The 19,976-nt window shown below is 39.9% G+C and carries 11 protein-coding genes; 7 read left to right on the top strand and 4 right to left on the bottom strand.

What is annotated here, in order from left to right:
- The first annotated feature begins 298 nt into the window (after positions 1–298).
- Together Q0954_RS00360 and Q0954_RS00355 are read left to right on the top strand one after the other, a co-directional pair.
- Positions 299–5,200: a PKD domain-containing protein gene (locus Q0954_RS00360; protein ID WP_299452193.1), complete on the top strand. Its 4,902-nt coding sequence runs from the start codon at positions 299–301 to the stop codon at positions 5,198–5,200.
- A gap of 152 nt (positions 5,201–5,352) precedes the next feature.
- The gene (locus tag Q0954_RS00355; RefSeq protein WP_299452190.1) at positions 5,353–8,217 is read left to right on the top strand and encodes a S8/S53 family peptidase; all 2,865 of its coding nucleotides are present in this window, start codon (positions 5,353–5,355) and stop codon (positions 8,215–8,217) included.
- A 76-nt stretch (positions 8,218–8,293) separates the two neighbouring features.
- Here Q0954_RS00355 and Q0954_RS00350 read toward each other — a convergent pair whose 3' ends face one another.
- Complete coding sequence (locus Q0954_RS00350; RefSeq protein ID WP_299452187.1) at positions 8,294–8,815, bottom strand: biotin/lipoyl-containing protein; 522 nt, start codon at positions 8,813–8,815, stop codon at positions 8,294–8,296.
- A gap of 257 nt (positions 8,816–9,072) precedes the next feature.
- Between Q0954_RS00350 and Q0954_RS00345 the strand changes: the two genes are divergently transcribed.
- Entirely contained in the window at positions 9,073–11,544 is a 2,472-nt protein-coding gene (locus Q0954_RS00345) for a M1 family metallopeptidase (protein WP_299452184.1), read from the top strand.
- Positions 11,545–11,609: 65 nt separating this feature from the next.
- Positions 11,610–12,101, top strand: coding sequence for a septum formation initiator family protein (locus tag Q0954_RS00340; RefSeq protein ID WP_299452182.1), 492 nt, complete (start codon positions 11,610–11,612; stop codon positions 12,099–12,101).
- 67 nt (positions 12,102–12,168) lie between these two features.
- Here the strand turns inward: Q0954_RS00340 and Q0954_RS00335 are convergent, their stop codons facing one another.
- On the bottom strand, positions 12,169–12,786 hold the full coding sequence (locus tag Q0954_RS00335) for a hypothetical protein (protein WP_299452179.1): 618 nt from the start codon (positions 12,784–12,786) through the stop codon (positions 12,169–12,171).
- 41 nt (positions 12,787–12,827) lie between these two features.
- Positions 12,828–13,469, bottom strand: a complete 642-nt coding sequence (locus tag Q0954_RS00330; RefSeq protein WP_299452176.1) for an SAVMC3_10250 family protein — start codon at positions 13,467–13,469, stop codon at positions 12,828–12,830.
- 467 nt (positions 13,470–13,936) lie between these two features.
- On the opposite strand from Q0954_RS00330, the gene Q0954_RS00325 reads away from it, so the two are divergent.
- The 3 genes from Q0954_RS00325 (at position 13,937) to Q0954_RS00315 (ending at position 17,192) form a co-directional block, all read left to right on the top strand.
- The gene (locus Q0954_RS00325) at positions 13,937–15,091 is read left to right on the top strand and encodes a 1-deoxy-D-xylulose-5-phosphate reductoisomerase (RefSeq protein WP_299452174.1); all 1,155 of its coding nucleotides are present in this window, start codon (positions 13,937–13,939) and stop codon (positions 15,089–15,091) included.
- 177 nt (positions 15,092–15,268) lie between these two features.
- The gene (rseP, locus tag Q0954_RS00320) at positions 15,269–16,579 is read left to right on the top strand and encodes an RIP metalloprotease RseP (RefSeq protein ID WP_299452171.1); all 1,311 of its coding nucleotides are present in this window, start codon (positions 15,269–15,271) and stop codon (positions 16,577–16,579) included.
- A 106-nt stretch (positions 16,580–16,685) separates the two neighbouring features.
- Positions 16,686–17,192 (top strand): DUF6702 family protein, encoded by a 507-nt coding sequence (locus Q0954_RS00315; RefSeq protein WP_299452168.1) that lies wholly within the window; start codon positions 16,686–16,688, stop codon positions 17,190–17,192.
- A 90-nt stretch (positions 17,193–17,282) separates the two neighbouring features.
- On the opposite strand, the gene Q0954_RS00310 is transcribed toward Q0954_RS00315, so the two are convergent.
- Entirely contained in the window at positions 17,283–19,682 is a 2,400-nt protein-coding gene (locus Q0954_RS00310) for a GAF domain-containing protein (protein ID WP_299452164.1), read from the bottom strand.
- Between the last annotated feature and the right edge of the window lie 294 nt (positions 19,683–19,976).

Below are 19,976 nucleotides of genomic sequence, written 5' to 3'. Positions count from 1 at the left end.
CTATCGGCTGTCTGATTGGTTTACTACTCTTTTTAAGATTTCAATGGTATTAGTTGCAATACACAACCTGAAAATTTATAAGAACAGTCCAAAACAAAACTACCCAATACAATATACTTATAGTCAAGTACTTAAACAGGCTTCACTTTAGTATTATCTATTGACCAATACAGCATTTCACCTACCCTGTATGGCAGATAAAAATATATCCAAAAAAATATTTTATATTTTTGTATATTCAAGTCATCCTCAAAACACTGCTCGGCTCATATATGCATATCACATTTAACATTCTTTTATGAAAAAGTACATACTCACATTCACACTTATAATCCTATCGTTTGTCGTGTTGTATAATGTCAGGTTTCAGTCGGATACCACTGAAGATACTACAGACAAGACGAAAACAACTCTTGCTCAAAAACAATCTACAACGAAAAAACCTGGGTTAGAAAACTCAGCAAACACTCCCAAAAAAACTTTACAAAAACAGGCGATTGCCTCAATAACAAAGTTGGCAAAAACACAAAAAAAGCCTGGGTACTTGTCACTTAACCACGTCAAATATGCAAAGGTAAAACACTTGACTTATGCAGAAATAAAAAAACTGCCCAAGCGTGACAGACCTGACTTAGCTGCCTTGCAAAACTTTGAAATGACTGAAGACCCTAAGTTAGGTTACCCGCCTAACCATAGAAAGATAGCCGCCTATAACTATGCAAAAAAATTATTGCGTAGAAAAGCCCGTCAAAAAGCCATTACTGGGGTGAAATGGCAGGAAAGAGGCCCAAATAATATTGCAGGGCGTACCCGTGCGATTATGTTTGACCCTAATGATGCTACAGGCAAAAAAGCGTGGGCAGGAAGTGTAGCTGGTGGATTGTGGGTAAACAATGACATTACGAGCCCTACTTCGTCGTGGACTGCCATCAACAATTTTATGGCAAACTTATCTATTGGAACCCTTGCATACGACCCTCAAAACAAATCTACTTTTTATGTAGGTACAGGACCTGGTTTTACAGGAAGGTTTAGAGGTGCTGGTATTTGGAAATCGACCGATGGAGGAAGCAATTGGACTCAACTAGCCAGCACAAAAGTTGAAAACTTTTACAACGTACAAAAAATTGTAGTAACCTCCACCTCTACCATTATGGCAAGCACTGGTAAAGGTTTGATGAGGTCGACCGACGGGGGAAACTCTTGGACGAGTGTTCTAAGTGAATTTAGTACAGATGTAGAACTTGCTTCAAATAACCATTTGTTTGCTGCTACCCAAAACGGGCAAATATATAAATCAATTGATGATGGAATCAATTGGACTAAAATTACCCCAAAAAATGGAGGGGTAAGGGTAGAGCTTGCTGTATCTCCTTCTAACCCTCATATTGTGTATGCTGTAGCAGAGGGAGGCGCTGGCAGTAATGATGTAGCTTGGTTTGTTAAGTCGGTAAATGGTGGGGACAACTGGAAAGATATTACTATTCCTAAATACCGTGACCCTCTTGGTAACGAGCAAAACGCTCATTTTACACGTGGTCAAGCCTTTTTTGACCTTATTTTGGCAGTACATCCAACCAACCCAAATGTAGTGTTTGCGGGTGGCATAGATGTAAACCGATCGGTAGATGGTGGAGTTACCTGGGAACGAATCACTAATTGGGTGGGAGCACTGGCCGACTCTTATGCTCACGCTGATCAGCATGCGATGATGTTCAGACCTGGCTTTAACAACGAACTTTTGATTGGTACCGATGGAGGTGTATTTTTATCTCAAGATGTGACAGCATCAAGCCCTACTTTTTTTGAAAGAAACAGAAACTATAATGTCACTACTTTTTATAGTGTAACTATGAAAAATGAGAAAAACTCTAATTACATTATAGCAGGGGCTCAAGATAATGGTTCTTTGAGAACAACCGACTTAGGTATAGGCGCTGGCTATGAAGTAACTGGTGGAGATGGGGCTTACTGTTTTATAGATCAAAACAACTCAGATATACAAATCACCAGTTATGTATACAATAGCTATAGGTTATCTCAGGACGGGGGAAAATCTTTTAAAAGTATTTCGGACGAAACATCTAAGGGTAGGTTTATCAATCCAACCGAATACGACAGCAATACTGATATTTTATACGCTGCAGGTGGTTTAAATGAGCTTACCCGAATCCAAAATATAAGTGGCACCCCAGGCAACCTCGAAACGCTTACCTTAAGTATGAACAACCGCCAAATCACTCATATCAAAGCCTCTCCTTATACTGCAAACCGTTTGTTTGTGGGAGTACGCATATTTGACGGTGAAGGCAAGATATACAGAATTGACAATGCGCATACTGCCAATCCAAGTGTGACCGAAATCACAGGTACTTATGCTGGTAGTCACGGTGGGTGGATTTCAAGCATAGATGTGGGCGCCAGTGACAATCAGTTGTTGGCCACTTTTAGCAACTATGGTGTAAACTCTGTCTATGAAACTCTGGACGGAGGTACTAACTGGTCTAACAAAAACGGGAACTTGCCCGATATGCCAGTAAGGTGGGGGCTATACAACCCAAACAACAGAGCAGAGGTGCTTTTAGCAACTGAAGTAGGGGTATGGTCTGCCGACAACTTTACGGCAAGTAGCCCAGTATGGGAGCCTACCAACACTGGTTTGGCCAATGTACGCTGTGACATGATTACTTACCGTAGTGCAGATGGAACAGTGGCAGTGGCTACTTTTGGAAGAGGCGTTTTTACTACCAATATTTTTTCAACCATTACCAGTGCAGATTTTTCTACCAAACAAACGGTAGCTTATGCTGGCATGCCAGTAGAGTTTGCCAATAACTCACTCAATGGTTCTACTTGGGCTTGGAATTTTGGCGATGCTCAAACCTCTACTTCACGCAACCCTACCCATACTTATGCAACAGCCGGAACCTATACCGTAAGTCTGAGCATAGATGGTGGTGGTGGTGACAAGACCAAAACTAAGACAAATTATATTACGGTGCTGCCCGCCAGAAATACTCCTTATACCTTGGCTAATGGGGGCAACTTTGAAACAAACCAGGCCGACTTTATTGGCAAGCCTTTACTTCATGGGGTCAATAACTGGGAACTGGGTACACCTACTGGCACACTCAACACCACCGCCTCTGGTAGCAACGCCTGGAAAACAGGGCTCACTGCCAACGTAAAAAATGAAGCCTTTAGTTATGCATCAGCGCTTTATACCCCAAGTTTTAATTTTGCAAGTACTGCTGGCGCTTATAAATTAAAATTCAAAAAAAGCATTAAAACAAAGTATTGCAATGCACCAATTGCTATGCAAGTACAATATAGTACCGATGGGGGCAAAACCTGGGACATACTGGGGTCGAGCAAACCTACATTTGGAGCTGTAAACTGGTACAACCGAGGGACATTTACGGGCTGTAATATTAATAGAGATATATTTCCTTCGTTGAGTCAGGATGGGTGGACCGCGGCAACGGTTGATGGTACTATTAATGAACAAACAGAGTATGATGTATCTTTTTTAAAAGGCAATGCAGGGGTAGCATTCCGATTTGTGGTAGGAGTGAGTGCAGGAAGTAGTCCGGAAGATTATGAAGACGGATTTATGATTGATGATTTTGAGATTGCGTTTACTGATCCAATTGCAGAGTTTGAGGCAAACAATACTGTGAGTTATGTCAATGAAAGTGTTCAGTTCAATTACCGTTCAAGTGGAGCTACTTCATTTAGCTGGGAGTTTGGCGATGGAGGAACTGCTGCTGCCGAAAATCCTAGTCATAAATATACCACCCCAGGAGTGTATAATGTCAAATTAAGTATTAATGGATCGGGTGGCGCAAAAACCACGACAAAAACAGGGTATGTGACTGTTTTACCCTCCAAGCCATCTAATTATGGTTTGACTGATGGAGGAAACTTTGATGTAAATACCCAGGATTTTGCCGCTAAAAATATCGCGGGAACTAAGTTTGAAAGAGGTAAATCTACCGTTACAGGTAAAGATGGCACTGCCTCTGGCGAATCTGCCTGGGTAACGGGTTTGTCGGGCAACTATATTAATGACTCTAGAGCACATTTGTATACACCCCTGTTTGATTTTACTTATTTAGGCACCTATAAGCTTGAATTTAAAGCCAAACATAAATTTGAAGACAACTGGGATGGTTTTATTGTAGAGTATAGCACTGATAAAGGACAAACCTGGTTTAAACTAAACAACAAACAAGAAGAAGGTTGGTATAATCAAATTTCGCATCCTGAGTCTATATTTGGCATTCAGACTCCTTTGTTTAGTGGAAGCACCAGCGGCGAGTTTGTAACTTACTCTACCGATCTTTCATTTTTGGGTGGCAATGCTGATGGAGTAGCGTTTAGGTTTGTGTTTTTGAGTGATGCTGCTACTACAGATGCAGGCGTAGCATTAGACGATTTTGTCATGACAGGACCAGCGGCTGGTCCTCCAGTAGCGGGGTTCACAGCTACCAATATTACTGGGTGTGCAGGACAATTAGTCACTTTTACCAATACATCTACTGGTAGTATTACAAGTCTTACCTGGGATTTTGGCGCCAATGCATCACCTAAAACTGCTGTGGGGGTAGGTCCTCACCAAGTAGTCTACCTTGCCCAATCTGCCACAAAGAATACAGTAAAGCTAACCGCTAATGGTTCTATTGTAGAGCAAAAGGTTGACCTTGTCAGTATTAATCCCAAACATTCTCCATCGCTGAGCACAACTGTGGTAGATCAAAATACAGTGATACTGAATGCCTCAGCAGGCGATACTTATCAATGGTATAAAGATGATGTAGTAATTAATGGAGCCACCAGTCAAACCTATACGGCCACAGTTAGAGGTACTTACAGCGTAGCAGTTACCATTGGGGGCTGTACTGCACTTTCAAACAGGATACCTACCAGCCTGCACAGCACCGATTTCTCAAAAAGTATCAAGGCTTACCCAGTGCCAAGTCTTGGCAAAATAACAGTCGAGTTAAACACTTCGGATATTGGGAATGTGCAGGTAAATGTGACCGACCTAAGCGGAAAGATGGTATTCCAAACAAGTTTTGATAAAAAAGGCTTGACATTCAAGGAGTCGCTTGATTTATCAGGCTTGGGTAAAGGGGTTTATTTATTAGAGATAGTTACCCCTAAAAATAAAGGAATCAGAAGAATTGTAATAGATTAAACACTTCTATTATTTGTAAAATTTGAGATAACTTCTTTATAAAGAGATATGTCTACCTGGGCGTATCTCTTTTTATTTTACCTATTCATACCAAAAACTTTATTTTTACATTATTTGAACTCTATATTTACAAAAACAAGTCATTCCCCCTTATGAACACAATATTTTTGCGCTGTTTTATAGTTTTCATTCTCACGGTTGTAACACAGCTTATTGCCCAAGCTCAAACCAGTAAAAAACTTATTGAGGGGCAAGCTTATGAAGCACGTACTTTTGTGGTGAAACTCAAACCTACCGCTCATCAAGTGGTACGCATCCAGTCTATTTATTCTGGCGGTTTTCAGCAATGCCTTTCCCAAATAAAAGGGCAAATACAGCCTATATTCTCTCCCTCTGTTGCTTCTAAGTCGGTGGTGACTCAAACCAATCAAGCAAGGTACACTCAAACCAATGATATCAACCTGTTTTATCGCGTTCGCTACCAATCTACTCTTACAGTAATGGAAGCAATTCATCAGGTAAAAAATTCTGGTCTTGTTGAATATGGCGAACCAAGCTATCTACATACAATTGATCACACTCCCAATGACCCTTCTTATCATAAACAAGAAGCATATATCAAGAAAGTACAAGCTGATTTGGCGTGGGGCATTACCAAAGGCTCTGCTGATGTAGTGATTGCTATTATAGATACGGGCATAGATATAGATCACCCTGATTTGGCAGGCAACATTTATATCAATAAAGGTGAAATTCCTGGCAATAAAATAGACGATGATCACGATGGGTTGGTGGATAATTACAAGGGGTGGGACTTAATAGGTAGTTCACTGGCTTCGCCTAAGCCAGACAATAACCCTGACATTGGCAACAATGGGCACGAACACGGCACCCATGTAGCAGGCATTGCCGGAGCCATTATGAACAACCACTTTGGCATTGCTGGAATAGCTCCTCAGTGCAAACTAATGATTTTTAAGGTCAGTGATGACACTCCTTCTGACACCATTGCAAGAGGGTATGAAGCCATCAAGTATGCCGCAGACCAAGGGGCAGATATAATTAATGTTTCCTGGGGCAGAACCACTAACCTACACTCCAAGTTTGAACAAGAAATCATCGATTATGCTACACAGAAAGGAGCTCTAGTGGTAACATCGGCAGGTAATAACAGTAGCAATAGCTCATTACAAGCTCCTTCTACTTATCAGTTTGTACTAAGCGTGGCCAGTGTAGACACCCAAGATATAAAGTCTCCTATAAGTAATTATGGTTTGAATACAGACATAAGTGCGCCTGGCGAACAAATTATAAGTACTGCAGCCAATGGTCGCTTTGATACCAAAAGGGGTACTTCTATGTCTTCAGCAGTAGTAGCAGGCGCAGCAGCGTTGATCAAATCAAAAAAGCCACACCTGACCGGGCTGCAAATTGGCGAATTGTTGAGAGTAACCAGCGACAATATAGACCACTTGAACAAACCTGCGTATCGGCAACAATTGGGGGCTGGCAGGCTGAATATTCTAAGAGCACTTACTGCACATCCTTCACCATCGATTAGAACCACCAAAATTGTGCAGCTGGATGAGCAAGATCAGGTACTCAATATCCGCTCTGTATTTACTAATTTACTCACGGCTACCAATGATGTAGTGAAAATAAAAGTAACTGGAGATAGCAGGTTTTTTGAGGTAGATACAGATCAAATAACTACACCTAACAAGTTGGCGACTCTGGAAAGTTTCGATAACGTAAACCAACCTTTGCGGCTCACACTTAAACCTTATGCCCCACGCCATTGGATTACAACCTTGACTTTTACCTATAGCTCGGGGAGTTACACCGCTACCGAACATGTAACAGTCAAACTCCGGTCTAACGATTATATTACAGTAGAAAAAAACCAATTGAAGGTCACCCTGAGCGATTATGGACGGATAGGAACGGATGAAAACTGGAATCACCTACAGGGAGAGGGTTTGGTTTATAAGGGTAAGCGCCTATTACTGTCTGCGGGTTTGATCATAGGTAAAAATAGTAAGCAAGTGGTTGACGCAGTATGGGCAAATGATTCTCCTGTGGGTTATCACGATCATTTTATGCCAACCCAAAAAATTAAACAAGTAATTTTGCCTCGTCTTGCCGATTTTGAATATGAAGGGGTAGTTACAGATACTCAGGCGGGCGATCATCAACTGGGGTTGCAAGTAAAGACAAGGTATTATTTTTGGAATAAGCCTCCTTACGACAAGTTTATGGTAGTGGAACATACAGTTACCAATACAAGTAACATACCTCACCAAAACTTATACGCTGGCTGGTTTGCCGATTGGGACATCCCTACACTTCATAGCATTTACCCTCGCAACCAGGCACGCTGGGATGAAGTAAATAAAATGGGGTATGTTAGAAGTGCCGAAAGTGATGAACAAGAATTTGCTGGTATTATGCTGCTTACGCCTGATCAACAAGCTACTTATTATGCCATGGTCAACCGTAGGTTTGCCCGACCAGAAGAAATACTCTCAGATGGATTTAGCAGTGCCGATAAGTTCAAAGCTTTATCATCAGGTACCTCTCATAATATAGCCCCACTTACAGGTGCATCAGACGTGAGTCATGTAGTGGGTGCAGGACCTTTGAGCCTTGCCCCCAACCAAAGTACTACCGTTGCTTTTGCCTTTGTTGTAGGTGATCATCTCGAAGATTTGATAGCACAAGCTAAAAAAGTACAACAACTATATAATGGCAAAAGTACATTGGCACCACCCACCCAATTCAAGAACAATTTAAAAATATTGCCTAACCCAAACAATGGCGAGTTTTGGGTCAAAACTGGAGGGGGACAAATTAAAAGTGTGGCAATATTTGATGTAAAAGGCAAGCTAGTAAAGCAACAGTTTTTGGTCAATGATTCTAAACTTAAGCTTTCATTGGGAGCAATTACCAAAGGGGTTTATTTTATCCGAATGTATACTACAGATGGGTATTTTACTAAAAAACTAATCATTAAGTAATGGTTGAAAAATACCTATTGGATGTATAGCCCCAACAGGTACTTGTCAATTAGCGTATGTTTGTACCAGTTGGTTTTTACTCAAACAAAATGAGTAATTGATTTTTTTCTACGTTTTGCCCTTGTTTTACTTTAACGGCTTTGACTTTACCATCTGCCGGGCACTTGAGAGCATTTTCCATTTTCATTGCCTCCAGAATCATTAAAATATCGCCTTTTTTCACCTCATCCCCTTCGTTTACATTTACACTAAGAATTAATCCAGGCATAGGCGCTTTTACATCATTTACTTTGTTTTGGTTCACGTTGTCCATTCCAAGACGCTTGAGCAACAAGTCCATCTTATCTTCAGAGTTTACTGTATATAAGTGTCCATTGATCTGTAAAGTAAAAGTTTTGGTGATGTAGTCGGCCTTGAGTATTTCTACCTGAAAGGTTTTGTTATTGTGAATAATATGATAGCTGTTGTCTTGCAACTGTAACAAGTCCCACGAAAATTCTTCTCCATTGAGTTTCAAACCCTCTTGGTCAGTGAGTACTTCATAGGTTTTGGTGGCTTCTTTTGATGCCTGGGCGGGAGTAACTGTTATCTTTAACATATTATCTATCAAATAATATTTTTTAATTCATTAATATTGGGCAATAGCTGCAAATATTGTATGCAACCTGAAAATTCATAAATAAGTTTACCTTATTCAAGTTATAAATGTCGGAAAATATATTACTTTTAAAAACAAAAAAGCTGAAAACCAAAGCAATAAATCTGCAAGGTATTGTATGGCTCATGGCAGTCTTGGGTGTTACCTGTAGTTTTGTTGGTTGCAAATCTTCGAAAAAAGTAGTTGCCAACCAGCAAATGAAACAAACAACAGATAGCAGCATTGTACCATTGCCAAAGGTAAAAGATACGGTTAAAGCGGAGCCTCTCCCCTATCGCCCCGCTACACCCCGCACTCACGACTTGCTACATACTAAGCTTGAAGTACGATTTGACTGGCAAAAAAGGCATTTGTTAGGAAAGGCAACACTGATACTTCGTCCTTATTTTTACCCACAAGATAGTGTAGTTTTAGATGCTAAAGGCTTTGACCTGCACTCGATAAAAATTATTACCAGCAATGGACAACAAGAATTTGAAGAAGATCTTAAGTATCAATATGATCAGCGTAAGCTTACTATAAAGCTGGGGGCCACTTATACCAGCCAACAAACCTATACACTTGAAGTAGTCTATACAGCCAAACCTTATGATTTGCCTAAAGGAGGAAGCCAGGCAATTACGGCTGATATTGGCTTGTATTTTATAAACGCAGACGGCAAAACTCCTTATTTGCCTCAACAAATATGGACGCAGGGAGAAGCTGAGGCTAATTCGTGCTGGTTTCCTACTATAGACAGCCCCAATGAACGGTGTACTCAGGAAATGTACATTACAGTAGCCAATAAATTCAAGACGTTGTCGAATGGAGAGTTGGTGTATTCACGCGAAAATGCCAATGGTACTCGTACTGATTATTGGCGCATGGAACAACCTCATGCCCCTTATTTGTTTATGATGGCGGTGGGTGATTTTGCTGTTTATAAAGACCAGTGGCAGGACAAAAAAGTATACTACTACGTAGAAAAACCTTATTTGAAATATGCCAAAAGCATTTTTGGGCGAACCCCTGAAATGTTGAGTTTTTTTTCAAAAAAGCTCCGCTATCCGTTTCCCTGGAACAAATACGCCCAGGTAGTAGTAAGGAAGTTTGTATCGGGCGCAATGGAGAACACCACTGCATCAGTATTTAATGAAGGACTACAAATTGACGATCGGGCTTTGCTGGATGCCCACTGGGATGGTATCATTGCCCACGAACTGTTTCACCAATGGTTTGGCAACTTGGTTACCTGCGAGTCGTGGAGCAACCTACCTTTGAACGAGGCATTTGCCAACTATGGTGAATACCTTTGGGCAGCCCACAAGTATGGCAATGATGAAGCAGCATATTTGGCACAACAAGAATTAAGGGGCTATTTGGCAGAAGCCGAAACCAAACAAGTACCCTTGATCAGGTACCGTTATAAACACCGCGAAGATATGTTTGACGCCCACTCTTATAATAAAGGAGGAAGAGTATTGCATATGTTACGCAAGTATGTGGGTGAGCAAGCCTTTTGGCGGGCACTGAATGTATACCTGACTCAAAACAAATACAAAGCAGTGGAGGTTCATCATTTACGCCTGGCTTTTGAACAAGTAACAGGTCAAGACTTACAGTGGTTTTTTGATCAATGGTTTTTTCGTTCCGGGCACCCCAAAGTAAGGGTTAACCATCAGTTTGACAATGGCGTGCTTACGCTGTACACCAAGCAAATAAACGATTCTTTGGGAGTCTTTCGTTTGCCTCTCAAAGTAGCCTTATGGAGCAAAGGTAAAAGGCAATTGCACACAATTGATATTACTCAAGCCACCCAAACTTTCCGGTTTAAGCTTGCCCAAGCCCCCGACTTGGTAGTATTTGATGCAGAACAACAACTATTGGGGCTCATAGCCCACTCTAAGACCGATACAGCGATGGCTTATCAATACACCCATGAACCTACCTATAAAGCCCGGATGGAAGTGATAGATAAAATTTATGACAAGAAGCAACTAAGCCCTATTTTAGAAAAAACGCTCATTACAGCACTTAAAGACAAGTTTTGGGCTATTCGTCAACGTGCCATAGAAAAACTTGCCAATGATGTGTACCCTCAAAAAACTTTGGTAAAAAACCTACTTGAAAAACTTGCCATGAGCGATCCTAAGACACTGGTAAGGGCGTCAGCTATTCGTGCTTTGGCGGCTTTAGACAAAAATCAGTATCAGTCACTATTTGCCAAAGGGCTCAGCGCAAAATCTTATGCAGTGGTAGGGGCTTCGCTAGAAGCGTATATTCAGACAAATGCTCCTGACATCCCAGAAAAAATTGTTAAATTTGAGCATTATAAGGCATTAGAGGTAGTAAGTGTAGTAGCAAACTATTATGCCAATACCCAACCTATCAAAGCATATCAATGGTTTGAACAAAAGCTGTGGCAAACCTCATTGTTTACCCGCCACCAGCTTTTACAATCATTTGGTTTGTATTTAATGAATAGTACTGCAACCAACAAAAAAAAGGGCATCGATCTACTTACCCAACTCATTCAAGGGCAGGCGTCCGATTCGGTCAAGTTTTTAGCTTATCAATCGCTGAGCTACCTAACCGATATGCCAGGGGTAGAAGATTTACTCAAAAAATTAAAAAGAGAAGAAGTCAATCCTGAATTGAAGAAGATGTACGAACTGGTTTTTCAGGAATAATCACGTTTTTCGTTTAAAACACACGATACAAAGAGTTACATTCAAGAATTAAAACGCACAGTAAAATGCACGAAGACGAAGAAGAAGAATTGATCAATGCCCCCAAAACCAACGCAGGCAAACGATTGGGCAATATGTTGAAAAATCGGGGAGAGGTGCAAAAAAAGAAATTCAAAATCCCTAAATTCTTTCGCAGCTTTTACTTTATCACAGGAAGCATTTTTTTGATATGGATGTTGTTTTTCGATATCAACGACTTGTATACTCAGTACCAACGTCGTGAAAAACTAAAGCAACTGCAGAAAGACAAGGTTTTTTATGCCAATGGCATCAAGAAGATAAAAGATGAACGCGCCAGGCTTTCTACTGACCCCAAAAAACTAGAGAAGTTTGCCCGTGAAAAATATTATATGAAAAAGAAGGGAGAGGATGTATATGTAGTGGTAGAAGAAAAGGACAAAGAAGAAAAAGTAGAAGCCAAAGTGCTCAATCCCAAAACCAATGCAACACCTCCACCTGCTCCCATAAAACAGGATACGACCCAAAAAAACCAATAAAAAACCCCAGGACTTTCCTATTTGTAAAGTCTTGGGGCTTCCGTATTTACATCCTGTCGCTTTTCGCCTAAAGATCATCTTTTTTCTTGGATGCTTTAGGCACATCTAAGAAAAAAGATGAGAACTCATAGGCTTTCCAAATCCCTTTATCATTGCGTTTCATTGTAACTGGGCGAGGTCTAAAACCTGCTACATCGACAAATACTTTAACTCTGCCACTAGATTCTTTACCACTGTATTTGTTTCGTGAGGTTACTACTTTATAGGGTTTGCTGGGAGTATAGCCATTCTTTAAAGTAGCTCCTTTTAGATACGCTTTAGGAGCATACGCCCAAAAATTACCTCTACTACCTCCTCTTTTCAGACGGTTTAAGTGATACATTACACTACGACCTGGTTTATAGCCTTTATACACGTTACCGTTTACTACCTGCGACTGGTCTATAGCAATGGTGAGGCATTGCATGCCCAACTTTTCGTTTTTACCCATATTGAGCAATGCCGCCAAAAACATGGCAGCTCCTCCTTCAGGGCTTCTCGACATTTTGTTGCGCATTTTTACAAACTCTTCAGGTGATGCAGGCAGCTTGTACAAGGTCACGATCTTTTGGGCAAAACTGGTTTGGCACCCCAGTGTGAATACCATAAGCCATAAAACGACATTTCGGGTAAGTTGTATTTTCATAATCTTATTTTTTTAGTGATTGATACACCTACTCAAACGCCTTAAATGGCCACTTGTTCTATATAAAGGGGGCTCCCTACTATAATCGACTCTATTTCAGGTCTTTTTATTTTCTTAAATGCCGATTCATCTGTTTTTAGTTTAGAAGTAAAAGTAGCAATGCCTTTTACTACCGGAAATACATGGTCACTGGCTTGCCGGAGCAACTCTATTACTATTTGGTTTACTGTACCATTGGCTATGCCTCCGGATTCATTCCAAGCAATTTTTAGTGATTTTACCAAAGCATTACTAGAACTTTGCAGCCTAAGAGTTTCTACCTTCCCTCCTATCAGGTTGGCTGTGGCTCCTGTCAATAACAACACCTGATGTTGCCTCACAACTGCCACCAATACGGTATCATCTTCTATCAGCTTGATGCCTGCCCCTTGAAAGCCAAAAAATAAGGGAGCCTCTTGGCCAATATCTTCAAAGGCTTTTAAGTCTCCTTTTTTTTCTATTTTTCTGATCACTTTTGGCAAGTTTTTGAGCGTTTGGACGCTGGCATCAGTGTTGCTCCCCTCAAGGTCAAACCAAGGCGTCTTTAAATTCAACTTAAGCGGAAAACTATCCCACCAGTTTTTTGCCAGATTTTGGTGCAACATATCCACCTCCTGACTAGAGATATACCAATAAAAATTCATGTTTTTTAAAAAAAATTAACAGATTGTTTTAGTGATTGTTCCCACAGATAAAACAATCCAGTCCCTGGGGTTTACTTTTCCGGATATACCAGACTTGTTTAAAACTATATTGTCCATTACTTCTCTCTCAATATAAAAATTTCGTTCTTATTTTGCCTTCTTTTTCGTTGGTTACTCAAAGCTTTCGTCAACTTTGCCACTTTTTTGCAAACTCTTTCCAATTTGAATTGTTATTTTTGCAGAAATAACTCAAATACTTGATACATGTTCCTTAAAATCATTCTTATCGTGGCCGGAAGTATTTTCTTTCCGGCAGTTGGTTATTATTTAGACTACCGGGATCGCAAAAAACGCAAGGGTAAGAAAAAGCACAAAAGTATCAGCTCATAACCCCATTCTTTTAATAACCATTGTACTGTCATTGCTATTCTCAAACTCCTGAGTGATAAACTCATCCCCTTTTCATTATGAAAAAGCACATAGCTATTTTGGGCTCTACCGGCTCTATAGGCACACAAACCTTAGAGGTGATAACCGCCCACCCTGATAAATTTACAGCGTCGGTATTAACCGCCCACAACAACGTAGACTTACTAATAGAGCAGTGTCTGCAATATGCCCCAGTAGCTGCGGTTATCACTAACCAAGCCCATTACAGTAAGTTAAAAGAGGCCCTGGCTCATACTCAAACCAAGGCAATGGCAGGGGAAGATGCCTTAAGTGAGGTAGTAACCGCCCCCGAAATCAATGTTGTACTTACTGCATTGGTGGGCTATTCGGGGCTTAGGCCCACCTTGAGCGCTATTAGGGCAAAAAAACACATTGCACTGGCTAATAAAGAAACTTTAGTAGTAGCAGGTGAATTGGTAACAGCATTGGCCAAACAACACAAGGTAAACATCTACCCGGTAGACTCTGAGCATTCGGCTATTTTTCAATGTTTGACAGGAGAAGAACAAAACCCTATTGAGAAAATCATTTTAACTGCCTCTGGTGGTCCCTTTCGGGGAAAAAAAATCAATGACTTAGTCAATGTTACCAAAGCACAGGCACTTAAACACCCCAACTGGACAATGGGTGCCAAAATAACCATTGATTCGGCAAGCCTCATGAACAAAGGGTTAGAAGTAATAGAAGCCAAATGGTTGTTTGGACTAGAAGCCAGCCAGGTAGAAGTCATTGTTCACCCACAATCTATCATTCACTCACTCGTTCAGTTCGAAGATGGCTCTATAAAGGCACAAATGGGTTTACCTGATATGAAACTACCCATACAATTTGCCTTAAGTTATCCTCAAAGGTTGAAATCTGACTTCGAAAGGTTTAACTTTGCCAACTATCCTAACTTAACCTTTGAACAACCTGATGTGAAAACCTTTCGTAACTTAGGGTTGGCATTTGACGCACTGCATCAAGCAGGTAATATGCCTTGTATACTCAATGCTGCCAACGAAATAGCTGTAGACAGGTTTTTGAAAGATCGGGTCAAGTTTTTAGAAATGTCGGATGTAATTGCCAATTGTATGGCAAAAGTACCTTATGTTGCTACGCCTACTTATGACGATTTTGTATATACAGACACTGAAACCAGAAAAATGGCCGAAGCTATATGCGATCGTTAAGTAACACCCGTTGGATATAATGGTTTACTAAAACTTCATTAATCGCTGCATGAAAAACTTATTGTTGAGTATCTTGTAGCCCAAAACATAAACTGTTGAAAAACAATGGCTGATTGCCTGCACAAAACATATAACCAGTAAGCACAATCAGTTACATTCACAAGAAAAACAAAAAATATGGATACATTCATAATGATTGCCCAGCTTCTGGTTGGGTTGTCTATTTTAGTGGGTTTGCACGAAATGGGGCACTTGTTGGCTGCCAAAATGTTTGGAATCAGAGTAGAAAAATTTTCTATTGGGTTTGGTCCCCGAATTGTTGGTTTTACTTACAAAGGCACCGAATATATTATTGCTCCTATATTTTTGGGAGGCTACGTAAAAATTACTGGAATCATTGATGAATCAATGGATACCGATCACCTTAAAAAAGAACCAGAACCCTGGGAGTACCGCGCCAAACCCGCCTGGCAACGCCTCATTGTTATGATGGGGGGCATCATTGTCAATGTCATTACCGGAATTATTGTATTTATTTGTCTTACCTTTTATTATGGAGATACTTACACTCCGGCAAAAGCCACCCAAAAATATGGAGTAACCGTAGGAAGCATTGGTAAAGAAATAGGGCTGAAAGATGGAGATAAAATACTTAAAGTCAACGGAGAGTCGGTAGAAAAATTTAGCGAGTTTCGCAGTAAAATTATTACTGAACGCGACTGTTTTTATACTATCAAACGCGATGGCAAAGAAATGACAGTGAAGGTACCCAACAGCATGCTCAACAAATTGGTCAGCATGAAAGGAGTAAACCCGCTGTTTTCACCTCGTTTTCCTTATGAAGTAAACAAAGTAAAAAAGAAAACTCCTGCCGCAAAAGCTGGTTTGAAAAAAGGAGACAAAATATTGACCGTCAATGACCAAACTACCCTGCTGTTTGATCAGTTGAGTCCAGTACTCAAAGAAAATAAGGGCAAAGAGGTACGCATTCAGGTTGAACGCAACGGAGAACAAAAAACGCTTACGGCTAAATTAGACAGCACAGGTACTCTAGGGTTTTACCCTGAAAGTTTATTGGAAGAAAAACAAGTGCAGTATTCACTGGGAGCTTCCATAAGTTTAGGTACTTTCAAAGCTTTTGATGTAATCTATCAGCAAATCAAGGTTTTTGGGCGTATTTTTAAAAATGATGCCTCTGCAAGTAAATCGTTAAGCGGGCCTATTGGTATTGCCAAGTTTTTTGGCACCGAGTGGATTGCTCAACGCTTTTGGACATTGGTAGGACTACTGTCTATGGTATTGGCTTTTATGAATTTCTTGCCTATTCCAGCCTTAGACGGTGGGCATGTGATGTTTATTACTTATGAGATCATCTCTGGCCGTGCTCCCTCAGAACGCTTTCTGATTATAGCACAAAACATTGGGATGGTACTATTGCTAGGCTTGATGGCATTTGCCATTATCAATGATGTTATAAAACTGTTTTAACAACGCTTATAAAAAATATTCGAAACTTCCGGTAAAATCTTTTGCAAAAGGTTTATCGGAAGTTTTTTTATGTGCGTTACCTTTCTGTAAACCATTATCTATCACAATGAATATACTCACTACTTTACTCATAAGTATTAATTTGGCAAGTCATGCACCAATACACCCCAACAAACATGAGTTTCACACCAGTATAGCCGAAATAGAATACAACAAGCAATCAAGGGCATTTGAGGTCAGCCTCAGAATTTTTATTGATGACTTTGAAAAAGCACTGGGCAGCGTATCGGGCAAAAAAGAAACACTCGACAAGTCGGGCAAACACCACCAATTAATAATGAAATATATTCGTCAACGCTTTTTTATTACAAATCGTCGGGGTAAAAAAAAGGAGATGACCTTGATAGGCAAAGAATTTAAAACCGATGCAGTATGGCTTTATATAGAAATACCTTTTAGGGAATCGCTGCGTAAAGCAAAGTTTACAAACTCGATATTAATGGAGCATTTTGACGATCAGGTAAATATTGTAAACCTGCAATACAAAGGTAAAAAAGAATCTTTTCTGTTTCGCAAAACCAATCCAGTACAAGCTATTAGCATAGGAAACTAAACCACCTCGGCTTCATGCCCTTTGCCCATAAAAAAAGCTCAACAGTTTAAATTCTCTGTTGAGCTTTTTTTATGCTTATGTCAAGCATAATTATTTTTTCTTTCGCCGCCTCTTACCTCCGTTTTGAAGCTGTGTCAGTCGTTGCTTATAGGCTTCTATTGATGCCTCTCTTTTTACAAGTTCTCGCTTTAAATCCATCTCTGCACGCTTCGATTTTGCCAACATGTTATGCAATAACTTCTTTTGGCTTTCTCTTATCTCTTTGGCTTTTTCTTCTTCTTGCAATTTAATTTCTTCTACTTCCTGATCTTTGGTTCGTAGTTTTTCTTGGGTAACCACCAGCTGGTCTATACTTTTCTGTAGGTCACGTTCTGCTTTTCTCAGTTCATCTGCTTTATTTTTCAGTTCCAGTTCCTGAGACTTGAGTAAGTTAACGTTTCGGTTTACCACCATAATCATACGTTTTTTACCCAAATCAAAAGCGTTCATTTGAACTTCTGCATTGATAGTTTCACCTTGAATAGTTTCATATTGCCACTCAAAAATAGTGGCCCCTGTATCAAGAGTTTTCTTGACATGTGCTTTCAATAATTCACTAGACCTTTGTCCATCAGCTTGTTCATTGGGAGAGTAAGAGTCAGGCATACGATCTATCATGTCTACTTTATCTTTTACCCCAAACATACGCAAGGCCGCATCATTACAGTCTATAATCAGGTTGTTCTCCATCAACCAGATGGCATCACGGTGACGTTGATAAACCACTGTTTTCATGTCCATTTCACGCTGCACCTGCTTAAGCTCTTCCAGGTTTTTACGCAATGTTTCTTCACGTTTTTCTACACTCTCACGTTTTCTTTTTTCATCTTCGAGTGCCTTCTCCAGTTCTGTTTTTTGTTTGGTAATCTTTTGGTTTTGCCTTTCTACCTCGTTTTGAGTAGCCACCAATTCTTCAAGATTCTGGCGCATTTCTTCTTCCTGAGTTTTCATTTGTTCACCCAGTTGTACCGACTCTAATAATAGTTGCTCTGTACGTTTACTTGTTTTGATAGAAGCGAATGTAGAAGCAATACTTTCTCCAAGTTTTTCAACAAAATCAATTTGAAAAGGCTGGAACTGATAAAACGACGCTAACTCTACTACTCCAAAAATCTCATCGTTCAATTTAAGTGGCACAATCAAAATACAACGAGGGTTCGAGTCACCTAAACCAGAAGTAATGTTTACATAGTCATTGGGTACATCAGTAATATACACAGAGCTGCCTTCTTGGAAAACCTCCCCAACCAGCCCTTCTCCTTTATGAATGACTTTGTCTACATACTTACGCTTTTCGAAAGCATAACTTGATAGTAGTTCAAGGTATGGAGAGTCGCCCTGTCGATCGTTTACAATAAACAAACCACCTTGGTTGGCATTAGTATATTTTACCAGGTTGGCAATAATATCATACGTAAACTCTTCTACTGCCCGATCTTTATCTTCACGCAAAATATTGGCAAACTTGGCCAAACCTTCAGATATCCAGTTACGCTGTCGGTCGCTTTCCGCCACCTGACTCATTTTGTCACGCATTTCAAGCAACGCTCCTGTCAGTCGGTCAGCTCTCTGTAACCCATTATCAACGCCTAGTTGATACTCTACATCTAGTTTACCCTCACCTATAGCAGTAATAAAGTCAGTTGCATTCTGGAGGTTTTCAAATAATGTATTAATCGCGTGGGCTACCTTACCCAGTTCATCTTCTCTTTTGTAAGGTACACGTTGTTCAAAGTCGCCTTCGCTAATAATATCATCAATTTTGGCAATTTTTGATACCGGTCCTATTACTACATAATCTATGTAGAGATAACCTAAAAACAATAAAACAATATTGGCACTAAAAAGAGCAATGAGAATGTTTCGACGCTTGTCGTGTTTATCAGTAAAATACTTTAAATCAGCCTGTACCAGCTTGCTATCCTTTTCGTACATATCTGCTGAGTTCTCAAGCAAGTATTCTATGGCTTTTCTGACGTTTGAGTTGAGCGTTTGGGTTTTATTATCAATGGTTTTGAGATTTGCTACAATCTCAGCATTTTTTTTGTAGAGTTTCCAGGTTTCTTTTACTACGCCAAGCGTAATTTGCACAGCTTTAGGGGCTGGCTTGTCAATATGCACTTGTTCATTATCTACATCAACATATCCCCCTTTTTCAAGCGCCATCAAATAGCTATTATGTTTATCGACAGCCTGCTTCAATTTTGTTTTTAACTCAGGGAGGTTGTCTCTTCGGTTTTTGATTTCTAAAGCATACAATGCTATTTGCTGCGACAATGCTCCATTTTTTCCGGCAATATTTATGGTTTTTTCCGAAATTTCAATCAAAGAGTTATTGTAGTATTGCACATACAAAAAGTTTCCTGTAATAATGCCTGTTAAGAAAATAACAAATAAGGTTAACTTTAAACGAATAGATAGGTTTTGTATGTTTTTTATCCTCTTAAGCATATTTCATTTCTTTTTCAATTGCTTTCCGTCTTGTAAAAGGGTGTTGTTAGTCGAGTCTTAGTCTGCGCTAATTTCAAAAAAAAAAATCAGTACTGCTATTCTTTAAGTAGCTTTTTCGCAGTAAACAGGAGATTATTTTTGATTAGGTAATATAGTGAAAATCACGCCAAACTTAATATAAGAATCAATAATTTTACTTTACAGGCTTAGCCAGCTATAAGGTAATGATATGCTTGTTGGCTTCTTACATTATGTTTGTAAGCCTTGGTTGTTCTTCCCAAACATCTCTACCAT

This window comes from uncultured Microscilla sp. (assembly GCF_947493425.1).
Classification (GTDB): domain Bacteria; phylum Bacteroidota; class Bacteroidia; order Cytophagales; family Microscillaceae; genus Microscilla.
This window is presented reverse-complemented; position numbering and strand designations above follow the sequence as displayed.